Origin of the sequence: Cytobacillus firmus, from assembly GCF_023657595.1 — a bacterium.
In the GTDB taxonomy this organism is placed as follows: Bacteria; Bacillota; Bacilli; order Bacillales; family Cytobacillaceae; genus Cytobacillus; species Cytobacillus firmus_B.
The window spans coordinates 188,239-203,090 of sequence record NZ_CP098323.1 but is presented as its reverse complement, the minus strand read 5'-3'; the positions used below and the strand labels follow the sequence as shown (position 1 = coordinate 203,090).

Here is a 14,852-nt window from a genome sequence, read left to right as displayed (position 1 = left end):
TAACACTTCCTAACAGAATGTAGTTCTCATGGCCAGCTCAGTCATCACGAGCATAGCCTGGTATGCTTCAAGAATATCCTTAGCCTGATAGCGGACAATGGTTGTATTTTCTTCTATCTCTGCACCAGGCATCAAAGCAGCCCACTCAGCCTGGCCATAGTTGGCAAATTCAATTTTCAATACAGGATTTTCCGGCGGCACAAGCGGCTTGACAAGCTCCTTTTTGCTAAGCGCCTCTGCCGCTTTTTCTCTTAAAAGCTGGCCGGCTTTCGCGGGAGTAAGCGATTTCACAGCAGATCGTGATATCGTCTCTTTTACAACAGCTGTTGTCACATTCGGGATTAATTTCTCTGCTTCCAATGCAGCCTGGTCATCTCCGGCCACCATTAGAATCGGCACGCCATGATAGCCAGCCACATAAGCATTGAATCCCATTTCTCCAATGGCATGATCATTGATGTACATATGTCTTACACCGAAAATCATAGAGTGGGACATAACACCTTTCATGGAAGCACGTGCATGATATCCAACAAAAATGGCACCGCTAAAGCTTGAATCCAGGCCCTGAACCATTGAATATGGCTTAACATCCCCCGTAATCAGCTGTGTCTCAGGGTGCATTCTTTCAATAAGCAGGTTGTTCATTTTGGAGTGGCTATCATTGACAATCACCTCACTGCATCCTTCTTCAAAGGCAGCTGTCACCACATGGTTTGCCTCATCAGTCATAATCACCCTGCTTCGTTCATAATTGTGCTTAGATGATCCAACATGAGTATGATCAGCCAGACCCGTAATTCCCTCCATATCAACTGATAAATAAAGCTTCATTTAAAATCCCCCAAAATATTATATTATTATAGTTTTCTATATTGTATATTATTTTGATATTTTCTGTAAATTCAATCAGCAATTTATTTTCCTTTAAAATTGTTATTAGCCTTTCAATGTTGCCCGTTGATTTCCGCTCCAGGATGCTCAGCGAACCGCGGGACTTTGAATAAGCTTCCTTGAGTAAACACCGCACGAAGACAATGCGAATGCATTTTCGAGGAACTCGCACCTTCCGTTGCAATCAACTCAGTATTTAAATGCTAAATGCAAAAAATCCAGCTATCGGAGATGTTCTCTGATAGCTGGATTTCATCTGCGGAAAACAGAAAAAGCAGCTTTATTTATTCATAATTTGTGTATATTTTATATGGGCGTTTTTAAAGGCAACGATCAGGGCCTTTTGCGAGGAGCCGAAATAGCGGCTTTCGATTTCTTCCATTACCTTGTCTGCTTCCAGTATGGATTTGCCGACAAATATCGATTTAATAAATAATGAGGTTAAATTAATGGTAGATGAACATTCGGCATCTACAATTTCATCTGTTTCCCTGTCGATCACAAGACCGATGAAGAAGCCATTATATTTTTGCATAATCGGATTGTTCAGTGATGTTTTGCTGTCTCCGATGATATAGACGGTATTTTGTCTGTACATGAACTTGCCTCCTGCAGACCGGATATTATATGAGGCGTTTATGAGGTTATCATAAACATTCATTATAATGCATGGCCCGTACCAAAATTGTAATACAACAGAAGCTGTATTACAATCATTTTTCAATACTTTTCTAAATATTTTATCAATTGAATCTGTCCATTACATACGGATTCAATTACTTGTGGCCTGCAAGTCTCATTGCATATTCCAGCAGGTCCTCCCCGCTCATGAGCTTGTCTCCCCCACCCTGTGCAAATTGAGGATTCCCGCCGCCTTTGCCGTTAATCTTCTGCAGAAGTTCTGCTGAAAGGCTCTTCATATCAGATTCAGAATCTGTTCCCCTGGCACAGACAAATTGAAGTTTATCGGCTGTTTCATTGATTAGGATAACATCGGCATTTCCAGTTTGGGAGGCGATTAAGCGTGCCAGTTTCTGCAGCTCCTGGATGGATCGACCCTCAAAGACCTTGCTGATGCACTTCTCCTTTCCGGCTGTGAACATTTCTTTAGCTTCATAAGCTAACAGGGCTTCCTTTGCTGCTTCCAGCTGCTTCTCCAGGTCCTTTCCATTTTCAATCAGGCGGCTGGCCGCTGAAGGGAGGTCCTGCTCTGGTGCATTTAGAAGCTGACTCAGATTCCCGGTAATTTCATGTTTCGTCTGAAGCTGCGTGAGAATCCGGCTGCCACAGATAAATTGTACGCGGATTTTCTTTTTTTGGCGCTCCCAGTCCAATATTTTTACACCGGCAACCTGGCCGGTTGATGTTGGGTGTGTTCCGCCGCATCCGTTATAATCAAACTTCGGAATGATCACAAGCCGGATATCTTCGCTGACAGACAGCGGCTTACGGAGCGGGAATTGGGAAGCTTCCTCTGCACTCACCCACCTGGCTTCAATCGGACGATTTTCAAGAATGATGGCATTAGCCAGCCTCTCCGCTTCCTCTGCATGCCCGACAGGCAGTTCACTAATTTCCAAGTCAATAGTTAATATTTCTTTGCCTAAATGAAAGCTGACTGTTTTATAGCCGTAAAGCTCTTCAAATGCAGCCGATAATATATGCTGGCCTGCATGCTGCTGCATATGGTCAAACCGTCTGTTCCAATCGATTTTTCCTGATATTCCGGTATTAGAAGGCTCCAAGTCTCTTTCTAAATAATGACGGATTTCACCTTCCGCTTCTTCGACATCCACCACTTTTATGCCATTGAGTGTCCCCTCATCATGAGGCTGTCCTCCGCCAGTCGGATAAAAGGCCGTTTCTTTCAGGACGGCATATACCCTTTCCTTGTCGTCTGCCGCCTGATATACAAGTTCTGTTTCAAATGTTTTGATATATGGGTTTTCATAATAAAGTTTTTTCATAGAGATCAACCTTCCTTGTGCCTGTTCTATTTTAAAACTACCGATTATGCAGTTACAGGTCAAGCCAGCTATCAGTCAAGGGAAAATTATTAGTAATTTTATCCACTCGGTTTATGAGCTTAATGAAAAAGGTATGTACACCAATAGATAAACAAAAATTATTAAGGAGGATGATGAACATGGCAACAAACAAGCATGTTGTAGGTGCATACGATACAGAGCAGGAAGCTATTCAAGCGGTTGAAAAACTAAGAGCGGAAGGATACCGCCCTGAAGATATTTCCGTAATCAGCAAAAACAAAGACGATGTGGATGCCGTTACAGAAGAAACAGGCACAAAAACAGAAGAGGGATTAGCTGCCGGAGCGGCTACTGGCGGTGTTCTGGGAGGATTAACTGGTCTTCTGGCAGGTGTAGGTGCATTGGCGATTCCTGGAATCGGGCCAATTGTGGCAGCCGGACCAATTGCTGCTACATTAACAGGAGCCGCTGTTGGTGCTGGTGCGGGCGGTATTGCCGGAGCACTTATCGGCATGGGCATTCCAGAGGAAGAAGCACATCGCTATGAAGCAGATGTGAAATCAGGAAAAATCCTTGTGTTAGTCGATCCTGATACGAGGTCTGCAGACTTTACTGATGACTATACAAATACGGACCGTTCCGTTTTAGATGGAGATCGGACGACGTACACAAGCACTGATCCTTTAAACCCTGGCGAGCTTGATCGCGGAACGAATGCTTTTAAGGATAACACCAGAAACAGCAGCGGTGTTTGGACTGATGAGAATCTGGATGTAAACCGTCCGCTGAGCGGAAACCCTGAAGATCTGAGCACAAATGACCGCACGGTTTCGGCCTATAACGATGATGTCGACACCCGCAATCGAGATGCGTATGATTTTAACAATGTCAGGGAAAACCGTAATAACCCTTATAAAGGGTAATGGAAAAAAGAGCTATTCCCATGTGGGAGTAGCTCTTTTCAGTCAAATTAACTTGGCCACAATTTTCCCCTTAACAGCCCGCTCAGATAAGCGCTTCAGAGCAGAAGGAACTTCCTCGAGAGCAATTACTTCTTCAAGTAGCGGACTTATCTTCTTTTCTTGGATTAATTTCAGCATCTCATCCCCCGTCACCGAGAGATCTGTCTGTTCAGCCAGGTTATTGGATTGATGAGCACTCCCAAGAGCAACCATATGAAAAGATAATGGATGAGCAAAGGAAACGGCCTGTGAAAAATCAGGCTGTCCTGCTATAAAAGCCAGCTGGCCATTAAATGCTAAACCTTTCAATGACTTAGTGGCATTGTCTCTGCCTACCGTATCCAGGACGGAATGAACACCTATTCCTCCCGTGATTTCCAGGGTTTTTTCAACAAAGTCATCTTTTTTATAATCTATTGGATAATCAGCACCAAGACTCCTCACATATTCATGATTTTGGGATGATGCCGTTGTAATAACGGTTAAACCTGCAAGTTTGGCCAGCTGAACAGCAAATCCGCCTACACCGCCTGCACCGGCATGGATTAATATGGTTTGTCCTTTTTGAATGTGGAGCTTGCGAAAAAGCGATTGATAAGCTGTATATCCGGCACACGGCAAAGCGGCTGCCTCTTCAAAAGTTATGGAGTCAGGAATGCGCGAAACGGTATGTGCGGTCGTTACTGCATATTCTGCAAAGTTTCCCTTTTTGGTTAAATCGCTATGGTAAACAACTTTGTCTCCCGGCTTCCATCCTTGTACGCCTTCGCCGATTTCTTCGATAATACCTGCCGCGTCCAGCCCCAGAATATGAGGATATAGCCAATTTGGATTGCCGCCAGTCGCTGTTTTATAATCCACAGGATTCAAACCAGCCGCATGTACACTAACCAGAATTTCTCCTTTTTGAGGCTTTGGTTTTTCTGCTTCCCCGATTTTCATCTCTTCCCATAAGCCTTTTCCTTCTAATAATAAAGCTTTCACGTTGCTCCTCCTTTAATAAGCGCCCTGTGAATAGGTGAGCTCATAACTGTGCGAATAGATTTCCAGCAGGTTTCCAAACGGATCTTCACAGTACACCATTCGATACGGCTTTTCTCCAGGGTAGTATTCCCGAATTGGCATTCTCTGTTTTCCGCCATGCTCCACAATTTTCTCCACAAGCCCTTCGACATCCGGATCTTGCACACAAAAATGAAAAATGCCTGTCTTCCAGAACTCGAAGTTATTTTCAGGATCCTCATTATTCGGAAATTCAAATAGTTCAATTCCCACTTTATCAGAAGTAGACAGGTGGGCAATTTTAAAGCTTCCCCAGCCTGGACCAAACACGTCTGTGCACATCTGCCCGATTGGGCTGTTATCTTCAATTACCTCAGAAGGCTCCATGATGACATACCAGCCGAGCACCTCCTGATAAAATTGGACAGCTTTAGTGATATCCGGCACGGAAAGTCCTATATGCGAAAACGAACGAGGATATGGATTCTTCATTTTTTCATCTCCTTATAAAGAATAGTAATTAGTATAGTATCCCTGCTTATGGTTTGTTAAGCAGGCACTTTTAAGTAACCGCGTCTTACTTCCTATTCACCTTTCATAAATTCCATATTTTTCATCTTTTTCCTCCTGATTTTCAAAGTTATACTTAATTGTAATGGAATGGAAAAATAGTAATCTAGCGGGGGGAAATGATAGTGAGAAGAGTGTTGCCGGCACAAATTATTTCTCATAGTCAATTTGGTTATAGGAAGCTGCCATCAAGTGTCCAGTGCGAGTGCCCAAAATGCAGCAAACCGAGCCATTTTACGATTAAAGCAAATTATAATCATACAAGCAAGTCCAGCATTCTTTCCCATGGGAATTGTTCTGCCTGTAAAAAAGAATCGGTATTTATCATGATTCTTAATCAAGCTGACCAATCCAGTGACGAGACGATTCTCTACATCTATGATCCTAATTCAGCAAAGGAGCTCCTGACTCAGCTGGAGAAAATAAAGGAAGTGCCGGGAGACCTCACCCGAGCCTACAAATCAGCGTTAAATGTCAGCTATTCCAGAGATACGGTGGCAACAGCTGTGATGTCCAAGAGGGTTCTTGAAAGCATTTTAAAAAACTTTCTCGGTGAAGAGGTCAAGGGGCAAAACCTGTCAAAGCAGTTTGAACAGCTGCCCAAGCATGTTGATTTAGCAAAGCCTCTCCAGTCATTAAGCCAGCTGGCGCAGCCTGGCAGTCCCTTTTACGAGATGCTTGATCTTGAAAAGGATATTGATCAGGAAATGGCCGCTCTGCTGATGGAGCTCTTGGAGAGTTTAATAGAGTACTTATTTGTCCTGCCAAATAAAATAGAAATGCTTCAGCAAAAACTAAATCAAAAACTCCGCTGAACCCATAGTTAACCCCCTTATCTTTTCAGGTTAAGGGGGTTCATTTTCACTTAGTTATTCAGCTGTTTCCTGATCTGATCTTCTGCCTGCTTTATTATTTCCTCTTCGCCGGCTTCTTTATTGGTAATAATATTCGTTTGATATTTTAAGCCTTCATAGTCAACAGTTACTGTAATTTCTTTCATTTCTCTTAATCCTTTCCTGATGTTTTATTATATAAATACCAACAAAAGGACGTTTTAAAACTTCTCTATGTCGTTTTCGCCTTCTCTTCCAACACACGAACCAGCTTTTCCTTCATTTCCTGTTCCGTTACAACCAGACTATGGCTGGACATTTTTGTTTTAAGGATAAGTTCATAGCCCTCGTTTACTTCCGAAGAAAACCCATAGTATTTGTGATTTAGGTCTATTTTTTTGAAATGAAAGGATTTTAGGCTTTTCCATGGAACAAACCTGCTTCCGCTTATAAAGCCGTCATCATAGACTGCAAATACATTCAGGAGATCTTTGGCATTGATTAAAGGGATGAACAGAAGATAGAGATAGGTCCAGCTGAACTTCATATTATATTTACCGAATATAAACATAGCGATTAGAAATACAAGCATGACAGCATACATAGTCAGCCCCAGTTTGTTCTTGGAGATAATAGGGCTATCCGAAGCTTTTTGCGGGAATTTCCTTACTGCACTCAGATCAATCTTACCTGAAGGAATAAGGGCAGTTTTCTTCATTTTGGTTATGAGGATAATGTAGTGATAGCTGAAATAGATAACAATGAAAAGAAATACGGCCTCGAATATTAATTTCATCGCACCCGCCTCCTTTATCATCTTTACGAGTCGAAACAGGATAAAGTTTCATCATCGAAAAATTTATGATTGTGCAAACAAGCTAATTTGAATATAATCTAATTAGATGTATATCTAATCAATTACCTCTCCCGGCAAATTAGATAATTATCGAATCACTTTTCACTGAGGTGCGTTAACATGACAAATTGGACTGTATGGAAACAGGAGAAGAATTATCAAAAGCTCTTTTGGGCTGGTGTCATTAATGGAATTGGAAATCGGTTTACACAGGTTGCGCTGCTCGCACTGCTCTACCGCGTAACCGGCTCTGGTGTCGCAATCGGACTTTTATTCGCTATCCGCATGGCACCTTTTTTCTTCATTGCTCCAATAGGAGGCATGCTCGCAGACCGTTTTTCCAAGAAGGCCATTCTGGTGACAGTGGACTTATTGAGAGTGCCGGCGGTCCTCTGCCTTCTTTTCGTAAGAGAACCCGGGGATCTATGGATTGTATATACGAGTGCATTCCTGATCTCAATGGGCGACGCCATCTATTCACCAGCCAGAATGTCTGCAATACCTGCCCTTGTAAAATCAGATAGGCTTATATATGTGAATGCGATAGAACAAATTATGATTGGTGCCGTCCTCATTATTGGATCAAGCACCGGCGGGATCCTCGCCTACTTTCTCGGAAACCAGGCTGCTTTCATGATTAACGGCCTTACCTTTCTGTTATCAGCATATTTCATCTCCAGGATGGTTTTCCCCTCAGTTTCCGAGGAAACTAGAATGAAGTCGAGGACATCTGCAGCCATTTCACCAGGGAAACTCATTCTTGGCTCTTCTGTCATGATTGCCTTTTTTATCATGATGCTGACCATGCCGCTCGCCAATGGTATAGACAATATCCTTGTCAGCATATATGGACTGGAAGTTTTTGATATGGGTGAATTGGGTGTTGGTTTTATGTATGGCGCATTGGGGATTGGTCTTATTCTAAGCTCCTTTTTTTCTCATATGTTGAAGCGCGGCCTCCTGGCACTTGCGATCATCTTCATCGCTTTAGAAGGCACCGGTCATATTTTACTAAGTCTCGCGCCAAGCTTTTACGCAGCTCTTTTCACTGTCCTGCTGATCACCTTTGCGGGCGGAATCGGCAACATCTGCCTGGATACCGTTATGATGAAGTTCATCCCCCGGTCCAGGCAGGGAACTTTTTTTGGTTTAATGCAGATGGTTTCAAACCTTTCACTGGCTATCTCCATGGGCACAGCAGGATTCCTGCTGGCGATTTTTGCTCCGAGGACTCTTAGCCTGATTATTGGCTTATCGTATCTTATTTTTACTATTATGTATGCACTTCTGTTTGCAAGAGTGGATCTTGTGAAAGAAAAGAGGGAGTTCATTAGGGGTATTTAAGATTTTGTTAAGAGTCTGAGTAATGTTTGCACTATGATCTGGCTGGAAAGCTGATGTAGCGAAGTGACCGATATAGTAGGAATCTGACCGATAAATATAGTGAGGTGACCGATAAAATAAAAAACTGACCGATATCCGCGCACTGACTCTGAAAATATTAAATATTGGCCATGAAAGACACCGCAAATCCCATGAAAAATATAATTCTGACGAAAAAGCCCTGCAGACTATTATATCCTGCAGGGCTTCCTTTTAATTTTCTTCGATTTCTCTGCGGTTTTTCTTAAACATCTTCGATAATACTTCGTACACAATCGGCACAATGATCAGGGTCAATAGTGTCGAGCTTGCCAGACCGCCGATAACGGTAATCGCAAGGCCTTTGGAGATAAGCCCTCCACCGCCGCCGGATCCGATGGCCAGTGGAATTAATGCGCCAATTGTTGCAATGGCTGTCATCAGGATAGGGCGAAGGCGGGTTGCTCCCGCTTCCAGCACGGCTTCCCTCATGACCAGGCCGTCACGTTCCATATGGATGATCCGGTCCACCAGAACGATGGCATTGGTTACGACGATACCAATTAGCATTAGCATTCCCATCATGACCGATACCGAAATGGTTTCACCGGCAATTAATAAGCCAACAAACGAACCAATCACAGCAAATGGAAGGGAGAAGAGGATCGCAAATGGCGCCACTCCTTCACGGAATGTGACAACCAGAATAAAGTACACAATCGCGATCGCAGCAAGCATCGCAGCGCCCAGCTGTGTGAATGTCTCATTCATATCCGCCTGAACGCCGGCTACACCGACTGTTACACCTTTCGGCAGATCCAATTTATCAATCGCTTCATCTGCTGCAGAAGTAGCCTTTGAGATGTCATCGCCTTTTACCTTGCCTGATACGGTTGCGTAGTACTCGCCTTTACTGCGGGCAAGCGTGTTATGTGTTGTACCCTCTTCCACTGTGACCAGCTCGGAAAGAGGCATCGTTGTACCCATTGCTGTCGGCACTTGAGTCTCCAGGATATCATCAATGGATTTTGGCTGTTCCGCCTGCTCCTGCTGGACGATGACTTCAAGCGTCTCACCATCTTTTTCAATCGTTGTCAGAACATCCTTGGTGTTTGAAGGATTCAGCATCATGACAATTTGACCTGCTGTCAGACCGTACTGCAGCAGTTCATCCTGCTCCACATTGAAGGTATATTCAACAAAGGCATCTTCTGCACTTGATGAAACATCCTCCAACTCTTTATTTTCCTTCATCACGTCTTCGACCATTTTGACAGCGTCATTCAGTTTATCTAAATCTTCACTGTAGAATGTGTAGCTGACGTCATTGGTTGAACCGGACATAGATGTGAAGCTCTGGCTTTTCCACTCACCAGATTGTCCGATATTAAACACATAATCTTCTATTTCTTCCCGGACTTCAGGGAAGTTATCCATCTCAGGGTCAAAAATCAGGTACATTAAGGCACCGCCTGCACCTCCGCCCATCATGGCAGCCATTTGGTCCGCTTCTTCGGTTACAGATATTTGAACGATGTCAATATCATCGCGTTTAAGCATTTTTTCTTCTACTGCTTCAACGTTCTTTAATGTTTCTTCTTTCAGTTCTCCAGCTTCAGGTGTGTACGTTAAGTACATCACTTTTTCTTCTTCACTTCCCATAAAGCTGAATCCAATCATTGGTGTCAGTGCTAAGCTTCCTGCCAGCAGGACAACGGCAATGATGGAAGTAATAATCTTATGATTAAGAGACTTCTCAAGTATGCCTTTATACCATTTTGATAGCTTTCCAGCTTCTTTGTGGCTGCCTTCCGTTTTTTCACTATATAATTTCTTTTTGAACAAGAAATGAGATAGTGCCGGAACAATGGTAATCGCTACAAGAAGTGAAGCACCAAGCGCGAAAGTCATGGTCAAAGCGAATGGCGTAAACAGCTCGCCAACCATTCCTCCGACAAAAATGAGCGGCGCGAATACAGCAACGGTTACCAATGTCGAGGAGAGGATTGGCTTGAACATTTCAATCGTAGCTTCTCGAATAAGTGCGCGCCCTGTCAGTTTTTCTTCCTTCAGATGAAGGCGGCGGTAAATATTTTCAACGACTACAATTGAGTCATCAATAACACGGCCAATGGCAACCGTAACGGCTCCCAATGTCATGATGTTCAGCGTAATATCCATCCAGTGAAGCAATAGGAGCGCCATAAAAATCGAAACTGGAATCGATACGATCGAGATGATCGTTGATTTAAAATCACGCAGGAACAGCAAAATAATCAAGACTGCGATCAGCCCGCCGAACACAGCCTTTTCAATCATAGTTGAAACGGATTCTTCAATCGGCTTACCCTGGTCAAGTGAAAGATCTATGACAAGGCCATCAATCTTTTCCTTTTCTTCCTTGATTAATTCTTTGACATTGTTGACCACTTCAACAGTGTTAGCCTGCTGTTCTTTGACGATTTGAATGGCAATGGCATCATCACCATTGGTACGGGATACAGATTGCACTCTGCCGACCGTATCAATCTCGGCAATGTCACTCAGCTTTACAAAAGGTGACTGGTTTTGTGCGGTTGGTGTTACCGGGATGAGCATGTTCTTTAATTCATCCTCGGTCATGAACTTGCCGTCCACTGCGACAGCCTGTTCACCTTCTTCAAATTCGTAAAGTCCCAATGATACAGCCATGTTGCTTGCCTGAATCATTTCCTTTACTTTATCTTCGGTGAGCTCAAGCTCAGCCAATTTTTCTTCGTTGTATGTGAGCTGCACTTCTTCCACATGCTGGCCCGTGATGGTCGCTGATGCTACACCATCGATTTTTTCAAGTTTTGGCAGTATGATATCTTCTACCGTTGAAGTTAACTCAACGATATCCTCTGATTTGCTGCTTACACTCAGCGCAGCAACCGGCATCATGTTCATGCTGATGGCCGTAATGGTCGGTTCCTGTGCTCCTTCCGGCAGCTCCACTGCATCCAGAGCCGATTGAAGAGCACGCTTGGCTTCGTCCATATCAATACCATATTCATATTCCACTTGGATATTCGACATGTTAGAATATGAATTTGAGTAAACAGATTTAACGTCTTCAAGACCTTCGACGTCCTTTTCGATTGGGATGGACACATCATCCATCACTTTTTCAGGAGTTGCCCCCGGATATACGTCCATTACCATTAAGTAAGGAATTGAGACATCCGGAATAGTCTCCATATTCATCCGTGTACCTGAATAAATGCCAGATACCGTGATAATAATTGTTAACAGCCAGACCGCAAGTTTATTCTGCAGGACAAAATTCACTAACCCTTTCACTTGTGCACCTACCCTAAATTGACTTATTAGACTCAATTACATATAATAATGACCAGGTGGTCATTTGTCAATCATAAAGGAGTGACATTCTTACATGAGCAAGAAGCAATTAATTATGGAAAGCGCTTTAGAACTCTTTGCCAAGCAAGGGTTTGAAGCTACCTCTGTTCAGCAGATCACCGAGCACTCCGGTATTTCCAAAGGAGCTTTCTACTTATCATTTAAATCAAAAGATGAATTGATCATGGCTTTGATCGATCAGTTTATGGAGCAGTTTGTCTCAGATATTGACCGAATAGTCAAGGACCCGAATAACACAGGCGGAGAGCTTTTAAGGAAGTTTTTTTACACCACCTTCCACTCCTTTCAAAAGCATTCTGATTTCGCCAAGATTTTTATAAAGGAACAAGCGCATACGTTTAATGAAGAACTTATATCAAAAGGCCGCCACTTTGATCAATTAATCGATGATATCACCCTATCGATGATTGATCAGCTATATGGTGAGGCTGTCCAGCATACAAAATATGATTTAATTTATTGCATTAAAGGCTTCATGCATGTTTACTCTCATTTATTTTTATTTTTTAATGTACCTTTGGATTTGGACATTCTGTGCCGGTCACTTGCGGAAAAAACGGACCTGCTGGCAAAGCACTCGGAAATCCCGTTTATAACAGACGAGCTCTATGACACGTTCAGGAAGGCCGGACATGAAGAGATGACAGACGGGCAAATGATTGAAATCATGGCGCAGAAAATAGAGGAACTAGAAGATTCAATTGAAAAGGAATCACTCATCCTCCTAAAGAAGGATGTACAGGAGCGCAGCCTGAGTCCCGCTATCGTACAGGGGCTGATTACAAATATCAGAAACGGCCCTCAAAGCAAATGGATTGCTTCTCTGCTCTTAAATTACTACGAACTTTAGTAAATAAAAGGCAGAATGCTATAGCATCCTGCCTTTTGTGTATTGTAAAACATTTATTTTACTACTTTCGAGATCGTCAGCCCATCACCAATCGGAATAAGCACAGATTCCAATTGAGGATGGTCAGCCACTATTTTATTAAATTTTTTCATGAATTCAGTATGACGTCCAGGTTCAGCACTCCCATCTGCTACACTGCCTTTGGCCAATACATTATCACAAACAATTAAAGCCCCATTTTCCGCCAGTCTGATGCAATAATTCAGATAGTTTTCGTAATTTTCTTTATCTGCATCGATAAAGAAGAAATCAAATTGCCGATGATCGCTGACAAGCTGTTCGAGGCTTTGCAAAGCGGGTCCGGTCAAATAGGATACTTGATCTCCAAACCCGGCTTTTCCCAGATTATTGTGTGCTAATTCTGCGTAGCTCTCTACGAGCTCAAGGGATGTTAAATTTCCTGCCTGATTGAATCCCCTCGCTAAACAAATGCCGCTATATGCCCCAAGCGCCCCAATCTCAAGGACATTTTTTGCTCCTGACACAGATACCAGCATCGTAAGAAACTTACCAGTAGCAGGAGAAACGGATATGGGTCGCATACCATTCTCTTTTATAGAAGCAAGAACTTCCTCTAGAATATCATCTTGGCTATAAAAAACTGAATCTATATATCTGTTAATTTGCTTCATATTTTCCACCCCTTATTAAAATGGATTATTCTTATTAAAAGGATTTTTTTCAAAGATTGTTGTTTTTGTTTATGAATTCTGCCCGTTGATTTCCACTCCAGGCACGCAGCGAACCCGCGGGGAGGAATGCGAGCCTCCTCGGCTTCGCCTGCGGGGTCTCACACTTCCCTCTCCTCCCGCAGGACATTGAATAGGCTTCCTCGATTGAACACCGCACGAAGGAAATGCGTCAGCATTTTCGAGGATCAAGTGCCCACAGCGAAGATCAACTCAGAAAATTAAACTAAATTATGAAAAAGCACAAACTTTATGAAAACATCCTATTAAAAAGGGCCGCCAGAGAGTCAATTCAGATTCTCCAGACAGCCCCTAACACATAGATTATTTCAGCTCAGCTAAGACTTCTTCAATTTTAGCAAGCTCTGATTGTAAACCGCCTCCGCTCAGGTACCAAAGTGGTCCATCCAAGTAAACGATTTTTTTATTTTTATAAGCATCCGTTTTCTTAACGATTTCATTTTCCATATCAGCTTTAATATTAGAGTCGCCGCCAACCGCTGCTGTACGGTCAATTACGAATAACACTTGCGGATTAAATTCCAGGATCGCTTCAAAGCCGAAGTTAGAACCATGAGAAGAAGATTCGATATCTTCTGTTACCGGCTTGAATCCATATATGTCATAGATGTAGCCAAAGCGGGAATTAGTTGAGAAACCCGATAATTTGCCTTCATTGTACATAGTTACTAAAGTGCTTTCATAGTTTCCGGCTAAAGCTTTGATATCTTCTAAAGCTGCTTCATATTTCGCTGTGTATTCTTCAGCTTCTGCTTCTTTATCAAACATTTTCGCTGCCAGGTCTACAGAAGATTGGAAGGTGTTCCAGTAGTCAGCGTCAGAAGTACCAACAAATACGACAGGGGCAATTTCTTTTAATTCTTCATAGAATGCTGACTGGCGCCCCGAGATAAAGATTACATCCGGATCCATTTCAGCAATATCTTCAAGTAATGGTTCTTTTAATCCGCCAACACTTTCATACTCATCTGAAGCATACTTTTCAAGGTGTGCAGGCAGAGTAGAATCCTTCGCAACACCGACAATTCCTTTAACCCCAAGAGCATCTAATGTATCTAAGAAACCATAATCAAATACAGCAATTCTTTCAGGCATCTTTTCAAATTCTACATCTTCAAAATTAGTTGTACCGCCCTCATTGCCTTCTACTGAAGCAACTGTCGGGGAAACAGTCATGGGATATGCAGAGCTTCCTTCTTCAGTTCCAGATCCATTTGTTTCTGCTGCAGCTTTATCAGCTGATTCTTCTTTTGAAGCTTCTTCGGCAGATCCACATGCGGCAAGCAATAATACCATTGCTGCTAACAGTGCATAAAATATTTTTTTCATTTTTTTACTCTCCCTTTTTATATTTATTGATATT

The 14,852-nt window shown here is 42.7% G+C and carries 14 protein-coding genes; 4 read left to right on the top strand and 10 right to left on the bottom strand.

Annotation, left to right across the window (positions count from 1 at the left end; all coding sequences use genetic code 11):
- Positions 1–9: 9 nt before the first annotated feature.
- The 3 genes from NAF01_RS01120 to NAF01_RS01110 all read right to left on the bottom strand — a co-directional run bounded on the left by NAF01_RS01120 (position 10) and on the right by NAF01_RS01110 (position 2,861).
- Entirely contained in the window at positions 10–834 is an 825-nt protein-coding gene (locus tag NAF01_RS01120) for a M55 family metallopeptidase (protein ID WP_048008725.1), read from the bottom strand.
- Between the two features lie 340 nt (positions 835–1,174).
- Positions 1,175–1,492 (bottom strand): DUF3870 domain-containing protein, encoded by a 318-nt coding sequence (locus tag NAF01_RS01115; RefSeq protein ID WP_048008723.1) that lies wholly within the window; start codon positions 1,490–1,492, stop codon positions 1,175–1,177.
- A gap of 178 nt (positions 1,493–1,670) precedes the next feature.
- Positions 1,671–2,861 carry an alanyl-tRNA editing protein gene (locus NAF01_RS01110; protein WP_250801556.1) on the bottom strand — a complete coding sequence of 397 codons (1,191 nt, stop codon included), beginning with the start codon at positions 2,859–2,861 and terminating at the stop codon, positions 1,671–1,673.
- A gap of 179 nt (positions 2,862–3,040) precedes the next feature.
- Between NAF01_RS01110 and NAF01_RS25100 the strand changes: the two genes are divergently transcribed.
- Positions 3,041–3,805, top strand: a complete 765-nt coding sequence (locus tag NAF01_RS25100) for a general stress protein (protein WP_163144686.1) — start codon at positions 3,041–3,043, stop codon at positions 3,803–3,805.
- A gap of 42 nt (positions 3,806–3,847) precedes the next feature.
- Here NAF01_RS25100 and NAF01_RS01100 read toward each other — a convergent pair whose 3' ends face one another.
- Positions 3,848–4,828, bottom strand: coding sequence for a zinc-binding dehydrogenase (locus NAF01_RS01100; protein WP_250801555.1), 981 nt, complete (start codon positions 4,826–4,828; stop codon positions 3,848–3,850).
- A gap of 12 nt (positions 4,829–4,840) precedes the next feature.
- Positions 4,841–5,338 (bottom strand): lactoylglutathione lyase family protein, encoded by a 498-nt coding sequence (locus NAF01_RS01095; protein ID WP_197249080.1) that lies wholly within the window; start codon positions 5,336–5,338, stop codon positions 4,841–4,843.
- Between the two features lie 197 nt (positions 5,339–5,535).
- On the opposite strand from NAF01_RS01095, the gene NAF01_RS01090 reads away from it, so the two are divergent.
- Entirely contained in the window at positions 5,536–6,231 is a 696-nt protein-coding gene (locus tag NAF01_RS01090; protein ID WP_197249081.1) for a hypothetical protein, read from the top strand.
- A gap of 50 nt (positions 6,232–6,281) precedes the next feature.
- Here the strand turns inward: NAF01_RS01090 and NAF01_RS01085 are convergent, their stop codons facing one another.
- Positions 6,282–6,416, bottom strand: a complete 135-nt coding sequence (locus tag NAF01_RS01085) for a BA3454 family stress response protein (protein ID WP_115596637.1) — start codon at positions 6,414–6,416, stop codon at positions 6,282–6,284.
- A 65-nt stretch (positions 6,417–6,481) separates the two neighbouring features.
- A complete protein-coding gene (locus NAF01_RS01080; protein ID WP_250801554.1) occupies positions 6,482–7,045 on the bottom strand; it encodes a hypothetical protein in 564 nt (187 codons plus the stop codon).
- A gap of 180 nt (positions 7,046–7,225) precedes the next feature.
- Here NAF01_RS01080 and NAF01_RS01075 point away from each other — a divergent pair, with 180 nt between their 5' ends.
- Positions 7,226–8,449, top strand: coding sequence for an MFS transporter (locus NAF01_RS01075; RefSeq protein ID WP_250801553.1), 1,224 nt, complete (start codon positions 7,226–7,228; stop codon positions 8,447–8,449).
- Positions 8,450–8,701: 252 nt separating this feature from the next.
- On the opposite strand, the gene NAF01_RS01070 is transcribed toward NAF01_RS01075, so the two are convergent.
- Positions 8,702–11,788, bottom strand: coding sequence for an efflux RND transporter permease subunit (locus NAF01_RS01070; RefSeq protein ID WP_250801552.1), 3,087 nt, complete (start codon positions 11,786–11,788; stop codon positions 8,702–8,704).
- A gap of 94 nt (positions 11,789–11,882) precedes the next feature.
- Between NAF01_RS01070 and NAF01_RS01065 the strand changes: the two genes are divergently transcribed.
- Positions 11,883–12,719, top strand: a complete 837-nt coding sequence (locus NAF01_RS01065) for a TetR/AcrR family transcriptional regulator (protein ID WP_248346546.1) — start codon at positions 11,883–11,885, stop codon at positions 12,717–12,719.
- A 53-nt stretch (positions 12,720–12,772) separates the two neighbouring features.
- Here NAF01_RS01065 and NAF01_RS01060 read toward each other — a convergent pair whose 3' ends face one another.
- Entirely contained in the window at positions 12,773–13,411 is a 639-nt protein-coding gene (locus NAF01_RS01060; protein ID WP_250801551.1) for an O-methyltransferase, read from the bottom strand.
- 381 nt (positions 13,412–13,792) lie between these two features.
- Entirely contained in the window at positions 13,793–14,818 is a 1,026-nt protein-coding gene (locus NAF01_RS01055) for a siderophore ABC transporter substrate-binding protein (protein ID WP_197212801.1), read from the bottom strand.
- Positions 14,819–14,852: the final 34 nt, after the last annotated feature.